The 19,787-nt window shown below is 41.6% G+C and carries 18 protein-coding genes and 3 pseudogenes; 20 read left to right on the top strand and 1 reads right to left on the bottom strand.

What is annotated here, in order from left to right; translation table 11 throughout:
• Window positions 1–56: 56 nt before the first annotated feature.
• From B7723_RS04170 to B7723_RS04210, 9 genes are all read left to right on the top strand, one after another.
• Window positions 57–464, top strand: coding sequence for a hypothetical protein (locus B7723_RS04170; RefSeq protein WP_084849794.1), 408 nt, complete (start codon window positions 57–59; stop codon window positions 462–464).
• A gap of 199 nt (window positions 465–663) precedes the next feature.
• Window positions 664–1,254: a class I SAM-dependent methyltransferase gene (locus B7723_RS04175; protein ID WP_002878387.1), complete on the top strand. Its 591-nt coding sequence runs from the start codon at window positions 664–666 to the stop codon at window positions 1,252–1,254.
• Entirely contained in the window at window positions 1,251–2,528 is a 1,278-nt protein-coding gene (locus tag B7723_RS04180) for a pyrimidine-nucleoside phosphorylase (RefSeq protein WP_084849793.1), read from the top strand. Before B7723_RS04175 ends, B7723_RS04180 begins: the two co-directional genes overlap by 4 nt.
• A 19-nt stretch (window positions 2,529–2,547) precedes the next feature.
• Complete coding sequence (gene deoC, locus B7723_RS04185; RefSeq protein WP_065371837.1) at window positions 2,548–3,210, top strand: deoxyribose-phosphate aldolase; 663 nt, start codon at window positions 2,548–2,550, stop codon at window positions 3,208–3,210.
• Window positions 3,197–3,586, top strand: coding sequence for a cytidine deaminase (locus B7723_RS04190; RefSeq protein WP_065371836.1), 390 nt, complete (start codon window positions 3,197–3,199; stop codon window positions 3,584–3,586). The genes deoC and B7723_RS04190 overlap by 14 nt, the downstream gene beginning before the upstream one ends.
• A gap of 88 nt (window positions 3,587–3,674) precedes the next feature.
• Window positions 3,675–4,730 carry a BMP family lipoprotein gene (locus tag B7723_RS04195; protein WP_084849792.1) on the top strand — a complete coding sequence of 352 codons (1,056 nt, stop codon included), beginning with the start codon at window positions 3,675–3,677 and terminating at the stop codon, window positions 4,728–4,730.
• A 136-nt stretch (window positions 4,731–4,866) separates the two neighbouring features.
• Window positions 4,867–6,402 carry an ABC transporter ATP-binding protein gene (locus tag B7723_RS04200; protein WP_000929834.1) on the top strand — a complete coding sequence of 512 codons (1,536 nt, stop codon included), beginning with the start codon at window positions 4,867–4,869 and terminating at the stop codon, window positions 6,400–6,402.
• Complete coding sequence (locus tag B7723_RS04205) at window positions 6,395–7,453, top strand: ABC transporter permease (protein ID WP_000038682.1); 1,059 nt, start codon at window positions 6,395–6,397, stop codon at window positions 7,451–7,453. Before B7723_RS04200 ends, B7723_RS04205 begins: the two co-directional genes overlap by 8 nt.
• A 2-nt stretch (window positions 7,454–7,455) precedes the next feature.
• Window positions 7,456–8,412, top strand: a complete 957-nt coding sequence (locus B7723_RS04210; RefSeq protein ID WP_084849790.1) for an ABC transporter permease — start codon at window positions 7,456–7,458, stop codon at window positions 8,410–8,412.
• Between the two features lie 33 nt (window positions 8,413–8,445).
• On the opposite strand, the gene plsY is transcribed toward B7723_RS04210, so the two are convergent.
• Entirely contained in the window at window positions 8,446–9,087 is a 642-nt protein-coding gene (gene plsY / locus B7723_RS04215) for a glycerol-3-phosphate 1-O-acyltransferase PlsY (RefSeq protein WP_084849789.1), read from the bottom strand.
• 135 nt (window positions 9,088–9,222) lie between these two features.
• On the opposite strand from plsY, the gene parE reads away from it, so the two are divergent.
• The 11 genes and pseudogenes from parE (at window position 9,223) to B7723_RS04275 (ending at window position 19,732) form a co-directional block, all read left to right on the top strand.
• Complete coding sequence (gene parE, locus B7723_RS04220; protein ID WP_084849788.1) at window positions 9,223–11,166, top strand: DNA topoisomerase IV subunit B; 1,944 nt, start codon at window positions 9,223–9,225, stop codon at window positions 11,164–11,166.
• Between the two features lie 28 nt (window positions 11,167–11,194).
• Window positions 11,195–11,545 carry a lipoprotein gene (locus tag B7723_RS04225; RefSeq protein ID WP_000725494.1) on the top strand — a complete coding sequence of 117 codons (351 nt, stop codon included), beginning with the start codon at window positions 11,195–11,197 and terminating at the stop codon, window positions 11,543–11,545.
• 259 nt (window positions 11,546–11,804) lie between these two features.
• A pseudogene (locus B7723_RS04230) lies at window positions 11,805–12,017 on the top strand (toprim domain-containing protein); the annotation flags it as partial.
• A gap of 612 nt (window positions 12,018–12,629) precedes the next feature.
• Window positions 12,630–13,136: pseudogene (locus B7723_RS04240) on the top strand (aminoglycoside 6-adenylyltransferase); the annotation flags it as partial.
• A pseudogene (locus tag B7723_RS04245) lies at window positions 13,129–13,356 on the top strand (hypothetical protein); the annotation flags it as partial. The pseudogenes B7723_RS04240 and B7723_RS04245, both read left to right, overlap by 8 nt.
• A gap of 63 nt (window positions 13,357–13,419) precedes the next feature.
• Window positions 13,420–13,794, top strand: a complete 375-nt coding sequence (locus B7723_RS04250; protein ID WP_084849786.1) for a GNAT family N-acetyltransferase — start codon at window positions 13,420–13,422, stop codon at window positions 13,792–13,794.
• Between the two features lie 18 nt (window positions 13,795–13,812).
• Complete coding sequence (gene fic, locus B7723_RS04255) at window positions 13,813–14,415, top strand: protein adenylyltransferase Fic (RefSeq protein WP_084849865.1); 603 nt, start codon at window positions 13,813–13,815, stop codon at window positions 14,413–14,415.
• Between the two features lie 82 nt (window positions 14,416–14,497).
• Complete coding sequence (locus B7723_RS04260) at window positions 14,498–15,010, top strand: hypothetical protein (RefSeq protein WP_084849785.1); 513 nt, start codon at window positions 14,498–14,500, stop codon at window positions 15,008–15,010.
• Complete coding sequence (locus B7723_RS04265) at window positions 15,000–15,884, top strand: aminoglycoside 6-adenylyltransferase (RefSeq protein ID WP_084849784.1); 885 nt, start codon at window positions 15,000–15,002, stop codon at window positions 15,882–15,884. Before B7723_RS04260 ends, B7723_RS04265 begins: the two co-directional genes overlap by 11 nt.
• 214 nt (window positions 15,885–16,098) lie before the next feature.
• Entirely contained in the window at window positions 16,099–18,579 is a 2,481-nt protein-coding gene (parC, locus tag B7723_RS04270; protein WP_084849783.1) for a DNA topoisomerase IV subunit A, read from the top strand.
• 115 nt (window positions 18,580–18,694) lie between these two features.
• Window positions 18,695–19,732, top strand: coding sequence for a branched-chain amino acid aminotransferase (locus B7723_RS04275; protein WP_338152276.1), 1,038 nt, complete (start codon window positions 18,695–18,697; stop codon window positions 19,730–19,732).
• Window positions 19,733–19,787 lie beyond the last annotated feature (55 nt).

A 19,787-nucleotide genomic window follows, 5' to 3' on the forward strand; every position in this document is an offset into this window, starting at 1 on the left:
GACTTATCAGTTATTAAAAGTGGGCTTTTTAGTTCGCAACTTATAGGGGGTATACTATGAAAATCTTGAGATGTTACATATTGGAACTCTGTTTTATTTTAAGTTTTACACTACCTTTTATAAGGGGAGCGAATGCGGATAATGGTAGACGCTTTGTAGAAACCTATTACGGTTTTACCTTCTTAATGGATCATCTCCTTGTAACAGCTGTCTTTATCTGTTCGCTCTTGATTGCCTGGCTAGTAAAAAAGCAGTGGACGAAATGGCTTGCTGCTGGTAGTTATCTATTTTTGATTTTGTGGATTGCTACAGAAGGATATCTATTCCGTATGTCACTAGAAGATTTGATACGACTTTGGACAAGTTTGGAAATCTTGACACAAACTTATCAGTTGGGTTTTTATCTAAACATCATATTGGGAATCTTGTTGATAATAAAGTATTTTAAGGTTAAGAAATGGTAATAAAAATGCGCCTGATTGCAGACGATCTGTTTTTTCCTGACTATGATAATTTGTAGTTCCCGATAGATTGTAATGTATTTCTAATAATTGAAAGAGATTGAAGAAAAGGTTTTTTGACTAGGATTCTTCAGTCTTTTTCATTTGATCATCACTTTGTAAACGATTTACAATCCAAGCCAAATTATGGTAAAATAGTTTTATGAGTAAAATGTATTATGCAGAAAATCCTGATGCTGCTCACGACATTCATGAGTTGAGAGTGGAGTTGTTGGGAGAAAATATGACCTTTTTAACAGATGCGGGTGTTTTTAGCAAGAAAATGGTTGACTTTGGGAGTCAACTTTTATTGAAGTGTTTGGAGGTTAACAAAGGAGAAACGGTCCTTGATGTAGGCTGTGGTTATGGGCCATTGGGTTTGTCCTTGGCCAAGGCTTATGGAGCTCTGGTAACCATGGTTGATATCAATAATCGTGCCTTGGACTTAGCGCGACAAAATGCTGAACGTAATAAAGTAGAAGTAACGATTTTCCAATCCAATATCTATGAACAAGTTGAAGGGAAATTTGACCATGTTATTTCCAATCCGCCTATTCGAGCGGGGAAACAAGTTGTTCATGAGATTATCGAAAAGAGCAGAGATTTCTTGAAAGATGGAGGTGATTTAACCATTGTCATTCAGAAAAAGCAAGGTGCTCCGAGCGCCAAAAGCAAGATGGAAGATGTTTTTGAAAATTGTGAAATCGTAAAGAAAGATAAGGGATACTATATCCTTAGAAGTGTGAAAGAATGAGAGCAGTTGATTTAATTCAAAAGAAACGAGATGGTCAAAAACTGACTTCAAATGAAATCAAGTGGCTAGTAGAGGGCTATGTAGCGGGAACTGTTCCAGACTATCAGATGTCTGCTTTTGCTATGGCTGTTTATTTTAAAGGAATGACCACACGTGAGATTTCTGATCTAACGATGAATATGGTCAAGACAGGTCAGGAGTTTGATTTGTCAGCTATTGAGGGGGTTAAAGTTGATAAGCATTCGACTGGTGGTGTAGGTGATAAGGTGACCTTGATTTTAGCTCCCCTTGTTGCTAGCTTTGGTGTGCCTGTGGCAAAAATGAGTGGTCGTGGACTAGGGCATACTGGCGGAACCCTAGATAAGTTGGAAGCAATCAAGGGTTACCAAGTGGAGCGCAGTCAAGAAGATTTCATTCGTCAGGTACAGGACATTGGTGTATCTGTCATTGGGCAGTCAGATCAGCTGGTTAAAGCAGACAAACTTCTCTATGCCCTCCGTGATGTGACGGCGACTGTTGACACGATTCCTTTGATTGCTAGTTCTGTCATGAGCAAGAAAATTGCTGCTGGGGCGGATGCTATTTTGCTAGACGTAACGGTCGGTGAGGGTGCCTTCATGAAGACGGTTGATGAGGCGCGCGAATTGGCTCAAACCATGGTGGATCTTGGTAAGGCTGTTGGTCGAAAGACAGTAGCAGTAATTACCGATATGAGCCAACCCTTGGGAAGAGCTATTGGCAATCGTCTCGAAATCCTTGAGGCATTGGAGATTTTACAAGGGAAAGGCCGTCAGGATATTACCCACTTTATCTGTGAATTGGCTCAGATTATGCTTGGCTTGGCTGATGTTGAGAAAACGATCAAGGAAATCCGTCAACACCTGGAAAATGGCCAAGCACTGGCTAAGTTTGAAGAAATGGTAGCAGCACAAGGCGGTGATTTAGAAGATCTCTATCGCCCCGTTAAAGTTGCCCATGTGCTGGAAATTCCAGCTCAAGATACAGGTGTTATTTCAGCTCTTCCTGCAATGAAATTTGGGCTCTATGCCATGAGACTAGGAGCTGGTCGTGCAATCAAGTCTGATGACTTGGACTATGAAACAGGGATTGTTTTTGAAAAGAAAGTTGGAGACTCCGTTCAAAAGGGTGAAATTGTTGCAAAAGTTTATACAAATGGAAAAATTTCTTCTGAACTAGTTACAGAATTTCAAAAATATGTTAAAATAAATGATGGAGTGCAAAGTTTACGAGAAATTATAGAAATTATCTCATAAAATCAGGGAGAATCCGAATATGAAGTTAAATAAATATATTGATCATACGCTTTTAAAGCAAGATGCAAGCCAAGAACAAATTGATCGTTTGCTATCTGAAGCGCGTGAGTATGACTTTGCTAGCGTTTGTGTCAATCCCACATGGGTTAAACATGCGAAAACAGGGCTTGAAGGCTCAGATGTAAAGGTTTGTACAGTAGTAGGTTTTCCTTTGGGAGCAACAACTTCAGCTGTGAAAGCTTTTGAAACAAAAGAAGCTGTCCAAAACGGTGCAGATGAGATTGATATAGTTATCAATGTTGGTGCCCTCAAATCAGGCAATCTGGATTTAGTTGAATCGGACATCCGTGCTGTCGTAGAAGCAAGTGGTGACAAGCTGGTTAAGGTCATTATCGAAGCTTGCTTGTTGACAGACGATGAAAAGGTTGTGGCCTGCCAATTATCCCAGAAAGCGGGTGCTGACTTTGTCAAAACATCAACTGGATTTTCAACTGGTGGTGCCACTATTGAGGACGTTCAGTTGATGCGTGAAACAGTCGGGCCAGATATGGGAGTTAAGGCAGCTGGTGGAGCTCGTTCATATGCAGATGCTGTCGCTTTTGTGGAAGCAGGCGCTACCCGTATCGGAACATCTGCTGGTGTAACAATCTTAAAAGGAGAATTGGCAGATGGCGACTACTGAGTTAATTGAACTAGCAATTGAAACCAGCAAACAAGCCTATGTCCCCTATTCTCGTTTTCCCATAGGTGCTGTTTTAGTAGCCAAGGATGGTAGTATTTATACGGGTGTGAACATCGAGAATGCTAGTTATCCCTTGACTAATTGTGGAGAACGTACTGCTATTTTTAAAGCAGTCTCTGAGGGGCAACGAGAGTTTTCAGAATTGATTGTCTACGGACAAACTGAAAAACCCATCTCGCCATGTGGTGCTTGCCGCCAGGTCATGGTTGAATTTTTTGAACAAGATCTAAAAGTGACATTAGTCGCTAAAGATAGATCGACGGTCGAGATGACGGTCGGGGAGTTACTTCCATACTCATTTACAGACTTAAACTAGTCTGGCCACTCTCTGAGTGACGCGGTCCTTGTGGCCAATCAATCCATACTTGCAACATCGTTGCACATCATATTTAGGAGGTTCAGTAATGAACAAGAAACAATGGCTAGGCCTTGGTCTAGTTGCAGTAGCAGCAGTTGGACTTGCTGCATGTGGTAACCGCTCTTCTCGTAACGCAGCTTCATCTTCATCTGAAATGAAGACCAAAGCAGCGATCGTAACAGATACTGGTGGTGTTGATGACAAATCATTTAACCAATCAGCTTGGGAAGGTTTGCAAGACTGGGGTAAAGAACACAATCTTTCTAAAGATAAAGGCTTTACTTATTTACAATCAACAAGTGAAGCAGACTATGCTAACAACTTGCAACAAGCGGCTGGAAGTTACAACCTGATCTTCGGTGTTGGTTTTGCCCTTCACAATGCAGTTGAGGAAGCAGCAAAGGACCACTCTGACCTAAACTATGTCTTGATTGATGATGTGATTGAAGGTCAAAATAATGTTGCGAGCGTAAGATTTGCGGATAACGAAGCAGCTTACCTTGCTGGTGTTGCAGCAGCGAAAACTACGAAAACAAAACAAGTTGGTTTTGTAGGTGGTATCGAATCTGAAGTTATTTCACGTTTTGCAGCTGGATTCAAAGCTGGTGTTGAATCAGTAGACCCATCTATCAAAGTCCAAGTTGACTACGCTGGTTCATTTGGTGATGCTGCCAAAGGTAAAACAATTGCAGCAGCTCAATACGCTGCCGGTGCAGACGTTGTCTACCAAGCGGCTGGAGGTACAGGTGCTGGTGTCTTTGCTGAAGCAAAATCATTGAACGAAAACAAAAATGAAGACGAAAAAGTTTGGGTTATCGGTGTAGACCGTGACCAAGCAGCAGAAGGTAAATACACTTCTAAAGATGGTAAAGAATCTAACTTTGTTCTTGTATCTACATTGAAACAAGTTGGTACAACTGTAAAAGATATTGCCAACAAAACAGAAAAAGGTGAATTCCCTGGTGGACAAGTGATTGTTTACTCATTGAAAGATAAAGGGGTTGAGCTAGCAGTAACAAACCTTTCAGAAGAGGGTAAAAAAGCTGTTGAAGATGCAAAAGCTAAAATCCTTGACGGAAGCGTAAAAGTTCCTGAAAAATAATGGATAAAAGTCATTTCTTAGGAAGCGGCCATTGGTCGCTTCTTTAAGAATTGAGGCAATTTTTGTCTCAATAGAGCTTGTTAATGTGATTAGCAGGTTTTATTGAAATAAAATAAACCTCTGAAAGGAAGAGCATATGGCACACGAAAATGTCATTGAGATGCGGGATATTACCAAGGTGTTTGGTGAATTTGTAGCAAACGACAAAATCAACTTGCAACTGCGAAAAGGTGAAATTCATGCACTTTTAGGAGAAAATGGAGCGGGTAAATCTACTCTGATGAATATGCTGGCAGGACTTCTTGAGCCAACGAGTGGTGAAATTGTGGTGAATGGTCAGGTTGTAAAACTAGACTCACCATCTAAAGCCGCTGGTCTTGGAATTGGGATGGTTCACCAACATTTTATGTTGGTTGAGGCTTTTACAGTAGCTGAGAATATCATTTTGGGGAGTGAAATCACTAAAAATGGTGTTCTAGATATAGCTGGTGCTACTAAAGAAATCAAGGCTCTTTCTGAACGTTATGGTTTGGCAGTGGATCCTGCTGCTAAGGTGGCGGATATTTCCGTTGGTGCCCAACAACGTGTAGAAATCTTGAAAACACTCTATCGTGGTGCTGATATCCTTATCTTTGACGAACCTACAGCCGTATTGACTCCTTCAGAGATTGATGAGTTGATGGCAATCATGAAAAACCTTGTCAAAGAAGGGAAGTCCATCATTTTGATTACCCATAAACTGGATGAGATTCGTGCGGTATCGAATCGAGTGACGGTTATCCGTCGCGGGAAATCAATCCAGACGGTTGAAATTGCAGGGGCAACAAATGCGGACTTGGCGGAAATGATGGTTGGACGCTCAGTCTCCTTTAAAACGGAAAAACAAGCACCACAACCAAAAGAAGTGGTCTTGTCTATCAAAGACCTAGTTGTCAATGAAAACCGTGGTGTACCAGCTGTGAAGAATCTTTCTTTGGATGTTCGTGCTGGTGAAATTGTCGGTATTGCAGGTATTGATGGCAATGGTCAATCTGAACTCATTCAAGCCATTACTGGTCTTCGTAAGGTTGAATCAGGTAGCGTTGAATTAAAAGGCAAATCAATCGTAGGGATGCATCCTCGACAAATTACAGAACTAAGCGTGGGGCACGTTCCTGAGGATCGTCACCGTGATGGCTTGATTTTGGAGATGATGATTTCAGAAAATATCGCTCTTCAAACCTACTATAAAGAACCACTCAGCAAGAATGGTATCTTGAACTATGCCAATATCACTTCACATGCTAAGAAATTGATGGAAGAATTTGATGTTCGTGCGGCAAGTGAATTTGTTCCAGCAGCAGCTCTTTCAGGAGGAAATCAACAAAAAGCGATTATCGCTCGTGAGATTGATCGTGATCCTGATCTCCTTATCGTCAGTCAGCCAACTCGTGGTTTGGATGTCGGTGCCATTGAATATATCCACAAACGTTTGATTGAAGAACGTGATAACGGGAAGGCTGTCCTTGTTGTCAGCTTTGAATTGGATGAGATTTTAAATGTCTCAGACCGAATTGCTGTTATTCACGATGGTAAGATTCAAGGTATTGTATCGCCAGAAACGACTAACAAACAAGAACTTGGTGTCTTGATGGCAGGTGGAAACTTGGGAAAGGAGAAGAGTGATGTCTAAAAAATTACAACAAATTTCGGTTCCCTTGATTTCCGTATTCTTAGGAATCTTGCTCGGAGCCATTGTCATGTGGATCTTCGGATATGATGCTATCTGGGGCTATGAGGAGTTGTTCTATACAGCTTTTGGTAGCCTCCGTGGGATTGGAGAAATTTTCCGTGCCATGGGTCCTCTTGTCTTGATAGGTCTAGGTTTCGCAGTTGCCAGTCGTGCAGGTTTCTTTAACGTCGGACTTCCTGGTCAGGCTTTGGCAGGCTGGATTCTCAGTGGTTGGTTTGCCTTGTCAAATCCAGATATGCCTCGTCTCGTGTTGATTCCATTGACAGTAATCATTGCTTTGATCGCAGGTGGAATTGTTGGTGCGATTCCAGGTATCCTCAGAGCCTATCTCGGTACGTCAGAGGTTATCGTGACCATCATGATGAACTACATTGTATTGTATGTGGGAAATGCCTTTATTCATGCCTTTCCTAAAGATATTATGCAAAGTACAGACTCAACGATTCGTGTTAGTGCCAATGCTACATACCAGACACCATGGTTATCAGAGTTGACTGGAAATTCTCGTATGAATATCGGAATCTTCTTTGCAATCATTGCTGTTTGTGTGATTTGGTTCTTGCTCAAGAAAACGACTCTCGGTTTTGAAATTCGCGCAGTTGGTCTCAATCCCCATGCTTCAGAGTACGCTGGTATTTCAGCAAAACGTACAATCATCCTATCAATGATTATCTCTGGTGCCTTGGCTGGTCTTGGTGGAGCTGTCGAAGGTCTTGGAACCTTCCAAAACGTTTACGTTCAGGGATCATCATTGGCTATCGGATTTAACGGGATGGCAGTTAGTTTGCTTGCTGGAAATTCACCAATTGGAATTCTCTTTGCAGCCTTCTTATTTGGAGTTTTGCAAGTAGGAGCACCAGGTATGAACGCAGCGCAAGTTCCGTCTGAGCTTGTTAGCATTGTAACAGCGTCCATTATCTTCTTTGTCAGTGTTCACTACATTATCGAACGCTTTGTCAAACCTAAAAAACAAGTTAAAGGAGGTAAGTAAGGATGTCTATTACAACATTACTCACCCTCTTGGTCTCTTCTATGCTGATATACTCAGCACCACTTATTTTTACGAGTATCGGAGGGGTTTTCTCTGAACGTGGTGGTGTCGTTAACGTCGGTCTTGAAGGAATTATGGTTATGGGAGCCTTTTCTGGGGTTGTCTTTAACCTTGAGTTTGCAGAACAACTTGGAGCAGCGACTCCTTGGATTTCCTTGTTAGTTGCTGGTATCGTGGGAGCTATTTTCTCCCTCATCCATGCAGTCGCTACAGTTCATTTCCGTGCGGACCATGTTGTCAGTGGTACAGTATTGAACTTGATGGCTCCTGCCCTAGCGGTTTTCTTGGTTAAAGTTCTTTATAACAAAGGACAAACGGATAACTTAAGCCAGACTTTTGGACGTTTTGATTTCCCAGTTTTGGCTGACATCCCAGTGATTGGAGATATCTTCTTCAAGTCAACCAGTCTACTAGGTTATATCGCGACTGCCTTCTCATTCTTTGCATGGTTTATTCTCTTTAAGACACGTTTTGGTCTTCGCCTTCGCTCTGTTGGTGAACACCCTCAGGCAGCGGATACCTTGGGGATCAATGTCTACATGATGCGATATTTAGGGGTTGTTATTTCAGGTTTCCTAGGTGGAATTGGCGGAGCGATTTATGCTCAATCAATCTCAGTTAACTTCTCAGTGACAACTATTGTTGGTCCTGGATTTATCGCCCTTGCTGCGATGATCTTTGGTAAATGGAACCCAATTGGTGCTATGCTTTCCAGTCTTTTCTTTGGACTTTCACAAAGTTTGGCTGTTATCGGTTCTCAATTACCTTTCCTACAAGGAGTGCCTGCGGTTTATCTTCAAATCGCACCTTATGTCTTGACCATCCTTGTCTTGGCAGCCTTCTTTGGAAAAGCAGTTGCGCCTAAGGCAGACGGTATCAACTACATCAAGTCAAAATAAGCATACAAAAAAACGTCAGTTTAAACTGGCGTTTTATTTTTTAGGATCTTGATGTGTCAAGTTTAGTCCCCAAGGAACGAGATTTTCAGTTTTATTTTTGATACGTGTGATATTATCTTTGTGACGAATGATAATCAAGCTAGCAAGTGCTAGGATAATCAAAATGAAGAGAGGGTCATAGCTGTTTAGGATAAAATCAAATAGTGGAAATAGGAGAACTCCGATAACGGCTGCGATAGAAGCGGCAACGCTAGACAAGGAAATCATACTACCAAGATAGAGGGTTCCAAAGAATACGACTGCTAGGTAGAGACAGAAGACAGGCGCAAATCCGAAAACAACTCCAGCGCTAGTTGCGACAGCCTTGCCCCCCTTAAAGCCTGCAAAGATAGGGAAGGTATGTCCAATGACAGCCAAAAGTCCAAAGACAAGAGGTGATACACCTTGTTGGTGGAAAAGAATAGGAAGCAAAGTGGCCAAGGTCCCTTTAAAGAAGTCAATCACAAAGGTTGCCATACCCGCTTTCTTACCTAAAATTCGGAAAGTATTGGTCGTTCCGGTGTTTCCAGAACCATGTTCACGCAGATTTGTTTGAAAAAAGATTTGTCCAATCCATAGACCAGACGGAATCGAACCTAGCAAATAAGCTAGAATTAATAATACAAATGTCATCATAGAACTATTATACCATGAAATGGTATAGAAAGTCAGAGAATATCCTGTGAAATTGTGACAGCTGAATGGGAAAAACTTTGCAAAATCGCTAGAAAACCTGTAAAATAGAAAAGATGAACAAATAGGAGGTTCCTTGTGTCAAAAAAGGAAATCAATATTAACAATTATAATGATGACGCCATTCAGGTGCTAGAAGGGTTGGATGCGGTCCGTAAACGTCCAGGGATGTATATCGGATCGACCGATGGTGCTGGTCTCCATCATTTAGTCTGGGAAATTGTCGACAATGCAGTCGATGAAGCCTTATCTGGATTTGGTGATCGCATCGATGTGACGATTAATAAAGACGGTAGTTTAACGGTTCAAGACCATGGACGTGGGATGCCAACTGGTATGCACGCTATGGGGATTCCGACAGTTGAGGTTATCTTTACTATTCTTCATGCTGGGGGAAAATTCGGTCAAGGGGGCTATAAGACATCTGGAGGTCTCCACGGGGTTGGATCATCCGTTGTTAATGCCCTTTCTAGTTGGTTAGAAGTAGAAATCACTCGTGACGGTACAGTCTACAAGCAACGTTTTGAAAATGGTGGAAAACCAGTCACAACCTTGAAGAAAGTTGGTACGGCACCTAAGTCTAAGACAGGTACCAAAGTTACCTTCATGCCTGACGCGACGATTTTTTCTACGACAGACTTCAAGTACAATACCATTTCAGAGCGCCTCAATGAGTCAGCATTTCTCTTGAAAAATGTGACCTTGTCTCTAACTGACAAGCGAACAGAAGAAGCGATCGAGTTTCACTATGAAAATGGGGTGCAGGACTTTGTTTCTTACCTCAACGAAGACAAGGAAACCTTGACGCCAGTTCTATACTTTGAAGGCGAAGACAATGGATTTCAAGTGGAAGTTGCCCTCCAGTACAATGATGGATTTTCAGATAACATTCTATCCTTTGTCAATAACGTTCGTACTAAAGATGGTGGAACACATGAGACAGGACTCAAGTCAGCCATTACTAAGGTCATGAATGACTACGCGCGTAAGACAGGACTTCTCAAGGAAAAAGATAAAAACCTTGAAGGGTCAGACTACCGCGAGGGACTAGCAGCCGTTCTTTCTATTCTCGTTCCTGAAGAACACCTCCAGTTTGAGGGTCAGACCAAGGATAAACTGGGGAGTCCACTAGCTCGTCCGGTTGTGGATGGAATTGTGGCTGATAAGTTGACCTTCTTCCTTATGGAAAATGGAGAACTGGCTTCCAATCTCATTCGCAAGGCTATCAAGGCGCGTGATGCGCGTGAGGCGGCTCGCAAGGCGCGTGATGAGAGCCGAAATGGTAAGAAAAACAAGAAAGACAAGGGCTTGTTGTCTGGAAAATTGACCCCAGCCCAGTCTAAGAATCCTGCAAAAAATGAACTCTACCTGGTTGAGGGGGACTCTGCCGGTGGTTCTGCCAAACAAGGTCGTGACCGTAAGTTCCAGGCTATCTTGCCACTTCGAGGTAAGGTTATCAATACAGCCAAGGCCAAGATGGCGGATATCCTCAAAAATGAAGAAATCAATACCATGATTTATACCATTGGTGCGGGTGTGGGAGCAGACTTCTCTCTTGAAGATGCTAACTATGACAAGATTATTATCATGACCGATGCCGATACCGACGGTGCCCATATTCAGACTCTTCTTTTAACATTCTTCTACCGTTACATGCGTCCGCTAGTTGAGGCAGGACATGTCTATATCGCCCTTCCGCCTCTTTACAAGATGTCCAAAGGCAAAGGCAAGAAAGAAGAAGTAGCTTATGCTTGGACGGACGGAGAGCTAGAAGAACTCCGCAAGCAATTTGGCAAAGGAGCCACTCTCCAACGCTACAAAGGTCTTGGTGAGATGAATGCGGACCAACTCTGGGAGACGACTATGAATCCTGAAACCCGCACTCTTATCCGTGTCACGATTGAAGACTTAGCACGCGCCGAACGCCGTGTCAATGTCCTCATGGGAGACAAGGTCGAACCACGCCGTAAGTGGATTGAAGATAATGTCAAGTTTACGCTTGAAGAAGCGACAGTATTTTAATAAATTTTAGAATTACAAAGGAGTTATGATGAAAAAAATATATGCTGTTCTATTAGTTGCTTTTATGGCTGTTATTTTATCTGCTTGTGCCTCGAAGGAGGCCTGGCTAAAAGGTACATGGACTAGTAATCAAACAAATTCTAAGTATGAATTTAAAGAAGAAAGTGGGAAGTGGACTATTTTAAGTGGTGAAAGCAAAATAGCTGAGGATCTAGAAGTAAAGGATCGTAAAGATTCGGTTGTAAACTTAGTTGATGATAATGGAATTCGATATCAGGTTGAAAAGAAAGATAAAGATACAATTCATCTTGAAATATTTAATTCAGACGGACTTTCTGCTACTAATGGTCAAGGCTTCGAATTTAAAAAAGATCAGTAAAATGACAAAAAGGTTAATCTTTAATTTTAACTAAACATTAGGTTATTTCAGCTAATAAGCAAAGTAAGATTTCGTTTTATAGAAACTGTGACAGGATTGTTGGATTTTGAATTATATCACAGCTATCAAAAATTATACAGGTAAAGTTTGCTAATCTATTTCCAAGTTAACTACTTTCAATAATGAAGCTGAGGAAACCTTGACGCCAGCCCTATACTTTGAAGGAGAAGACAATGGTTTTCAAGTGGAAGTTGTCTTCCAACGCTACAAGGGTTTTGGTGAGATGAATGCGGACCAACTCTGGGAAACAACGATGAATCCAGAAACCCGCACTCTTATCCGTGTCACAATCGAAGACCTAGCCCGCGCTGAACGCCGTGTCAATGTCCTCATGGGAGACAAGGTTGAATCACGCCGCAAGTGGATTGAAGATAATGTCAAGTTTACGCTGGAAGAAGCGACAGTGTTTTAAGGAGTGTGAATAATGAATAGTTCAGGACATTCGATTTTTGGAAGTTACTTGGGTTTAATTTTCTTAGTTTCTTTACCGTCAGCTATTCTTGCATTCTACATTAATAGTCGAAAAAAAGTTTCCAAGGTTTATATGCACCGATTGTATTTACCTTTTTTATGATCTTGATGCTTTTATTCAATATGGATTCCTCAGAATCCGGTTCTTTAGTGGCATCCTTTGTCATGATTTTATTTGGTTTTCCTTTGATAGCAGGAGCCTTAATCTACACACTTATTCGATTGTGTTATGTCTATCCGGAGAAACGGTGGAAGGCTCTTTTGATTTTCCTATCCTATATTTTATGTCCCCTATCTGTAGGTGTTCTGGGATCGTATGTTGTAAATGTAGTTCAGATACATCTGTTGACATTTTTGGTAATGATTTTGATGATTCTGGTTTCTTATCTTCCTCCTCTCTATCTCCATTACACCAAACGAAATCAGTAAGACAAGAATACTTTTTGGTAGGGGATAGAGATTAATTGCTTAGCTAATGTCGGAGATGACCGATTGTTTATAATTTATAATAAAAAACAATTTCAAATAGCTCTAAGTGTTGAAGGAGTGAAAGATGAGAACTGAAACAGAAATGCTTGATGCGATTTCACAGATTGCTAGATCTTTACAAGTTGAGGCTGTCGCTCTATCTGGTTCACGAACGGATACAAAAGCTCCAAAAGATGAGTTTCAGGACTACGATGTTGTTTATGTTGTGGACGATTTAGATAATCTGACGAGAAATTTTTCTTGGTTGGACCAGTTTGGCAAACGTATTATCGAGCAGCATGTCTTGCTTGGTCACCGTCGCCTCTATCTCATGCTCTTTGAAGATGGCAATCGGATTGATTTGACCCTCTGCCCCAAAGACCATATCCAAGAATGGGTGGATAGTGAGGCTGGGTTCACCGTGTTAGAAGATGAGAAGGGATTATTTGAACCTTATTCCCCGAGTCCTCAACGTTTTTGGACAAGCCCAGCTACTGAGAAGGATTTTAAAAAAGCCTGTAATGAATTTTGGTGGGTATCAGCTTACGTGGTTAAAGGGATTTGTCGCAAACAAGTCATCTATGCGATCGACTGAGCTCAAGGGCAAGGCTCCAAGCCAGAATAAGACCGTCCGCCTCAAGTTGCAGGAAATCTATGACTTCCTTGTGGATTTTACTGCAATCAACGCCTATGCTTATCCAGATAAAAAGCAGTATGCCGATCTCCGTGACCATCTCAACGCTATCCGTAGTCGATATAAAAAACGCAAGCCAGCTAAGAAGGCGAGGGAAGAAGCGACGGAGAGCAACTAGAATATAACTAAATTTGAGTTGAAAAATTATTAGTGGTCGCATTGGATTTGAAAGGAGTAGAAAATGATAATCAGACCTGCAAGCACAAAGGATTGTCAAGCTATTTATTCCCTTTATCAAAATGAAAAATGGATTTCTTTTACAGAGGAAAAAGTGACATCATTATTTTCAACAAATCTGTCCCATTACTTGGTAGTTGAAGAGGACCAGAAAATCCTTGGTTTTGCCCGCTACTTGACAGATGAAGTCATGACGACCTTTTTAGCTGAGATTATCATTGATAAAGCCTATCGCGGAAAAGGATTGGGACGGCGATTGATCGCTGAAATTCATCAAAAACATCCTTTGACTCGCATTGAATTAATATCAGAAGCGGATGGATTTTATCAGACAGTAGGTTTTAAACCTGTGGGAACAGGGCTTAGAAAATCTATCTAAATGAAAAGAGCTGTATTTATGACGCTTGACAATAAACTTGGTCTGATGGATTCGCTTGAACTAGCCAAGATGGAAGAAAAAATCAGCAAAACCCGAGCGAAAGAGCTTTTTGAAAAGCAGCTTCTGGACGATAAAGCAGCTGGCACCTATGCGACTCTGGCCGTTATTCATGGCTTCTTATTTGAAGAAATCTATGACTTCGCCGGCCAGATTTGGACAGTCAATCTCGCCAAAGGGAATGTTCGCTTTGAGCCTGTCATGTATCTAGCAGCTTCCTTGGAAAATATTGACAGGATGCCTCGGCAGACCTTTGAGCAGATTGTCGAGCAGTACCTTGAGCTAAATATCGCCCACCCTTTTCGAGAAGGGAACGGAAGAAGTATGAGGCTCTGGCTGGATCATCTCCTCAAGGCTGAGCTGGGGCAAGTCGTGGACTGGTCTCACGTGGACAAGGAAGATTACCTCCTAGCCACGAAGCGTAGAGCGGTATCGACTGGCGAACTCAAGTTTCTCCTCCTCAATAATCTGACGGATGACCTCACTCAGGCCCGTTTCTTTAAGGGGGTGGATGCTTCATATTATTACGAAGGGTATAACCTTCACCAGACAGAGGAGTTGTAAAGTTCAAGTAAAGGTGACGATCATCTTTTGTATGTAAACAATCGCTAAAACTATTGGAGGTGCGGTATTGATTACGTTATTAATGATGCCTTTTTTCCTTGTTCTCTTGGCCATTTTTGGAATTATATATGATTTAATGACCAATAAAGGTAGAAAAGAGTGTACTCGCACAGTATCCTTGTTTATATTGAACATCCTCACTATTGGTATCTGTCTATTAGATCTACCAATGGAAAGTAAACCATACTCAGGAATAGGGTTTATCTTATTTTATGCACTTGCGTTCACCCCTTTGATAATTGTTTTTTCACTATATACTCTCTATAGAATTGGAAAACATTATAGGTATTTTAAGAGTAAGTTTGCTATAATACTTCGATTCAATGCTATTTTACTTTTCCTTCTTTCATTAGTAAATACTTTTGTATTATGGAGAAGTTTTCAAATATATCATAGAAACGATATGAATTTGTTTTATTTTATTTTAATCGTTTTAGGGATTTGCTCAACTATCCAATTGATCGTAGGAGAGCTTGAGAAGAAAAGAATACGAGGCATCCAAAAACAAGAGGAGCAAGACGGCAATGAAAAATAATTCTATAAAAGATATGTGCAGACAACATAGAAGTGAAGCGCAAATGCTGAGATTAATTTTGCAAACCGCAAAAGTGCTACAGGTCGATGCAGTCGCCATGTCTGGTTCACGGACAAATCCAAAAGCACCAAAAGACGAGTTTCAAGACTATGATGTTGTTTATGTCGTGGACGACTTAGATAATTTGACGAGTGACCTTGCTTGGTTAGACCAGTTTGGCACACGTATCATTGAGCAACATAATGTCCTAGGTAACCGTCGACTTTATCTGATGCTATTTGAAGATGGAAATCGGATTGATTTGACCCTCTGTCCTACGGAGTATATTCAAGAGTGGGTGGATAGTGAAGCAGAGTTCACCGTTTTAGAAGATAAGAAGGGTTTATTTGAACCCTACTTTCCAAGTCCTCAACGTTTTTGGACAAGCCCAGCTAGTGCGATTGATTTTGAAAAAGTCTGCAATGAGTTTTGGTGGGTTTCTGCCTATGTGGTTAAGGGTATTCGTCGTAAGCAACTTCTCTATGCCGCTGACCATCTCTACGGGATTTGTCAACAAGAACTCTTAAAAGTTATGGCCTGGCAGGTAGCAAGTGATAGGGGAAGAGTTGATATTGGAAAGAACTACAAGTATCTCTTTAACTATTTACCTGCTGAGAAAGAGAAGGAATTCTCAAATCTACTTGATTTCACAAGTTTAGATAAAATCCCCCAGTCTTTATTTGCTACCATGGAACTTTTCCACCAAGAGGCTCAATTCCTTGCTCACAAGATGGGATTTGACTATGATATGAGAGTAGCTGAGAAGATGATTCAGTATGCTAAGGAGAGACTTTCAAATCACCAACTAAATAAAGTATATAATTTAAAAGATTAAACTACAGAAAAGATAGTTTAGTTATATATAGTAACTGAACACGGGACTAATTTCTGTAAATTATCCCTTATTCTATAAAAACCTACTCTATATTCTTTGAAAGGAGTTGAACACGCCCTAAATGCTGTGTGAAAAAGATAAATTCCCTTGTGAGCATCGCTCACTGCAATAATTTCCTATTTTCACTTTGCATTTTACGGGCTTTGTATCCTATATGAGTAACATTCAAAACATGTCCCTTGAGGACATCATGGGAGAGCGCTTTGGTCGCTACTCCAAGTACATCATTCAAGACCGGGCTTTGCCAGACATTCGGGATGGATTGAAGCCGGTTCAGCGTCGTATTCTTTATTCAATGAATAAAGATGGCAATACTTTTGACAAGAGCTACCGTAAATCGGCCAAGTCAGTCGGTAACATCATGGGGAATTTTCACCCACACGGGGATTCTTCTATCTATGATGCTATGGTTCGTATGTCTCAGGACTGGAAAAACCGTGAGATTCTAGTTGAAATGCACGGTAATAACGGTTCTATGGACGGAGATCCGCCTGCGGCTATGCGTTATACCGAGGCTCGTTTGTCTGAGATTGCTGGTTATCTTCTTCAAGATATCGAGAAAAAGACAGTTCCTTTTGCTTGGAACTTTGACGATACCGAGAAAGAACCGACTGTCTTACCAGCAGCCTTTCCAAACCTCTTGGTCAATGGTTCGACTGGGATTTCGGCTGGATATGCCACAGACATTCCACCACATAATTTAGCTGAGGTTATTGATGCGACGGTTTACATGATTGACCATCCAACAGCCAAGGTGGACAAGCTCATGGAATTCTTACCTGGTCCAGACTTCCCTACAGGAGCTATCATCCAAGGGCGTGATGAAATCAAGAAAGCCTATGAAACTGGGAAAGGGCGCGTGGTTGTTCGTTCTAAGACGGAGATTGAAAAGCTAAAAGGCGGTAAGGAGCAAATCGTTATCACTGAGATTCCTTATGAAATCAATAAGGCTAATCTCGTCAAGAAAATCGATGATGTTCGTGTCAATAACAAGGTAGCTGGTATTGCTGAGGTTCGTGATGAGTCTGACCGTGACGGTCTTCGCATTGCTATCGAACTCAAGAAAGACGCTAATACCGAGCTTGTTCTCAACTATCTCTTCAAATACACCGACTTACAAATCAATTACAACTTTAACATGGTAGCGATTGATAATTTCACTCCTCGTCAAGTTGGAATTGTTCCAATCCTGTCTAGCTATATCGCCCACCGTCGTGAAGTGATTTTGGCTCGTTCCCGCTTTGACAAGGAAAAGGCTGAGAAACGTCTTCACATCGTTGAAGGTTTAATTCGCGTGATTTCGATTTTGGACGAAGTCATTGCCCTTATCCGGGCTTCTGAGAACAAGGCTGACGCCAAGGAAAACCTCAAGGTCAGCTATGAGTTTACTGAAGAGCAGGCTGAAGCTATCGTGACCTTACAACTTTACCGTTTGACCAATACAGACGTGGTTGTCTTGCAGGAAGAAGAAGCAGAACTTCGTGAAAAGATTGCTATGCTTGCGGCTATCATCGGTGATGAACGTACTATGTACAATCTTATGAAGAAAGAACTTCGTGAGGTCAAGAAGAAATTTGCGACACCACGTTTGAGTACTTTAGAAGACACTGCGAAAGCAATCGAGATTGATACAGCTAGTTTGATTGCCGAGGAAGATACCTATGTCAGCGTGACTAAGGCAGGCTATATCAAGCGTACCAGTCCACGTTCCTTTGCAGCATCCACTCTGGAAGAAATTGGCAAACGTGATGATGATCGTCTGATCTTTGTGCAAGCTGCCAAGACAACCCAGCACCTCTTGATGTTCACAACTCTTGGAAATGTCATCTACAGACCAATCCATGAGTTAGCAGATATTCGCTGGAAGGACATCGGAGAGCACCTGAGCCAGACCATTACAAACTTTGAAACTAACGAAGAAATCCTTTATGTAGAAGTAGTGGATCAGTTTGATGATGCGACAACCTACTTTGCAGCGACTCGCTTTGGTCAAATCAAACGTGTAGAACGCAAAGAATTCTCTCCATGGCGGACCTACAAGTCTAAATCAGTCAAGTACGCTAAGCTCAAAGACGAGACAGACCAGATCGTAGCAGTGGCTCCGATTAAACTAGATGATGTACTCTTGATTAGTCAAAACGGTTATGCCCTTCGTTTCAATATCGAAGAGGTTCCGGTTGTTGGTGCCAAGGCTGCAGGTGTCAAGGCTATGAACCTGAAAGCAGACGATGCACTTCAGGCTGCCTTTATCTGTAACACTTCATCCTTCTACCTCTTGACCCAACGTGGAAGCTTGAAACGCGTTTCCATTGAGGAAATTCCAGCGACCAGCCGTGCTAAACGAGGCCTACAAGTCTTGCGTGAGTTGAAAAACAAACCGCACCGTGTCTTCTTGGCTGGAGCAGTTGCAGAGCAAGGTTTCGTTGGTGATCTTTTTAGTACAGAAGTAGAAGAAAACGACCAAACGTTACTTGTCCAATCTAACAAGGGAACAATCTATCAGAGCCGATTGCAAGATTTGAACTTGTCTGAACGCACTAGCAATGGAAGCTTTATTTCAGACACGATTTCAGATGAGGAAGTTTTCGATGCTTACCTCAAAGAAGTCTTTAAAGAGAACAAAGCAAGTTCGTAAAAAGAATCAGTCCAGAGGGCTGATTTCTTTATGTTGAAAAAATTTTCAGAAAATTACAAATAATACTTGAAATTTTACTAGAAAAGTGTAGAATAGAACACATAGTTTGAATAGTATAAAGGAGAAACACATGACAGTTGCAATTGATTGGGAAAACCTTGGATTTGCTTATATGAAATTACCTTACCGTTATATCGCTCACTACAAAAATGGTCAATGGGATCAAGGAGAATTGACAGAGGATGCAACCTTGCATATTTCAGAGTCTTCTCCAAGTCTCCACTATGGACAGCAAGCGTTTGAAGGTTTGAAAGCCTATCGTACCAAGGATGGCAGTGTTCAATTGTTCCGTCCTGACGAAAATGCCAAGCGTTTGCAACGTACTTGTGACCGTCTTTTGATGCCACAAGTTCCGACAGAAATGTTTGTAGAAGCTTGTAAAGCAGTTGTGCGTGCAAATGAAGAATACGTCCCACCATATGGAACAGGTGGAACCCTTTATCTTCGTCCGCTGTTGATTGGTGTTGGGGATATTATTGGGGTTAAACCAGCAGAAGAGTATATTTTCACCATCTTTGCTATGCCAGTTGGTAACTATTTTAAAGGTGGTTTAGTCCCAACCAACTTCTTGATTCAGGATGAATACGACCGTGCAGCTCCAAATGGTACTGGAGCAGCTAAGGTAGGTGGGAACTATGCTGCTAGTCTCCTCCCAGGTAAAATGGCCAAGTCACGCCAATTTTCAGATGTTATCTACCTAGACCCATCTACACATACAAAGATTGAAGAAGTCGGATCAGCCAACTTCTTTGGAATTACAGTGAACAACGAATTTGTAACGCCATTAAGCCCATCTATCTTACCATCTATTACCAAGTACTCTTTGCTTTACTTGGCAGAACACCGCTTGGGCCTAACACCGATTGAAGGCGATGTCCCAATCGATAATTTAGAGCGTTTTGTAGAGGCAGGTGCTTGTGGAACAGCAGCGGTTATTTCGCCAATTGGAGGTATCCAACATGGCGATGATTTTCATGTTTTCTATAGTGAAACAGAAGTAGGACCTGTTACACGTAAACTCTATGATGAATTGACTGGTATCCAATTTGGTGATATAGAAGCGCCTGAAGGATGGATTGTCAAAGTGGACTAAAAGACATGAAATAAAGAAGAGCTCCATAGCAGTTGTAATAGCTGAAATGGAGTTT

Origin of the sequence: Streptococcus oralis subsp. oralis, from assembly GCF_002096435.1 — a bacterium.
GTDB lineage: Bacteria > Bacillota > Bacilli > Lactobacillales > Streptococcaceae > Streptococcus > Streptococcus oralis_AA.

Coding starts and splice junctions, on each gene's coding strand:
- B7723_RS04170 (WP_084849794.1), top strand. CDS start 57: ATGAAAATCTTGAGATGTTACATATTGGAACTCTGTTTTATTTTAAGT.
- B7723_RS04175 (WP_002878387.1), top strand. CDS start 664: ATGAGTAAAATGTATTATGCAGAAAATCCTGATGCTGCTCACGACATT.
- B7723_RS04180 (WP_084849793.1), top strand. CDS start 1,251: ATGAGAGCAGTTGATTTAATTCAAAAGAAACGAGATGGTCAAAAACTG.
- deoC (WP_065371837.1), top strand. CDS start 2,548: ATGAAGTTAAATAAATATATTGATCATACGCTTTTAAAGCAAGATGCA.
- B7723_RS04190 (WP_065371836.1), top strand. CDS start 3,197: ATGGCGACTACTGAGTTAATTGAACTAGCAATTGAAACCAGCAAACAA.
- B7723_RS04195 (WP_084849792.1), top strand. CDS start 3,675: ATGAACAAGAAACAATGGCTAGGCCTTGGTCTAGTTGCAGTAGCAGCA.
- B7723_RS04200 (WP_000929834.1), top strand. CDS start 4,867: ATGGCACACGAAAATGTCATTGAGATGCGGGATATTACCAAGGTGTTT.
- B7723_RS04205 (WP_000038682.1), top strand. CDS start 6,395: ATGTCTAAAAAATTACAACAAATTTCGGTTCCCTTGATTTCCGTATTC.
- B7723_RS04210 (WP_084849790.1), top strand. CDS start 7,456: ATGTCTATTACAACATTACTCACCCTCTTGGTCTCTTCTATGCTGATA.
- plsY (WP_084849789.1), bottom strand. CDS start 9,087: ATGATGACATTTGTATTATTAATTCTAGCTTATTTGCTAGGTTCGATT.
- B7723_RS04225 (WP_000725494.1), top strand. CDS start 11,195: ATGAAAAAAATATATGCTGTTCTATTAGTTGCTTTTATGGCTGTTATT.
- B7723_RS04250 (WP_084849786.1), top strand. CDS start 13,420: ATGATAATCAGACCTGCAAGCACAAAGGATTGTCAAGCTATTTATTCC.
- fic (WP_084849865.1), top strand. CDS start 13,813: ATGACGCTTGACAATAAACTTGGTCTGATGGATTCGCTTGAACTAGCC.
- B7723_RS04260 (WP_084849785.1), top strand. CDS start 14,498: ATGATGCCTTTTTTCCTTGTTCTCTTGGCCATTTTTGGAATTATATAT.
- B7723_RS04265 (WP_084849784.1), top strand. CDS start 15,000: ATGAAAAATAATTCTATAAAAGATATGTGCAGACAACATAGAAGTGAA.
- parC (WP_084849783.1), top strand. CDS start 16,099: ATGAGTAACATTCAAAACATGTCCCTTGAGGACATCATGGGAGAGCGC.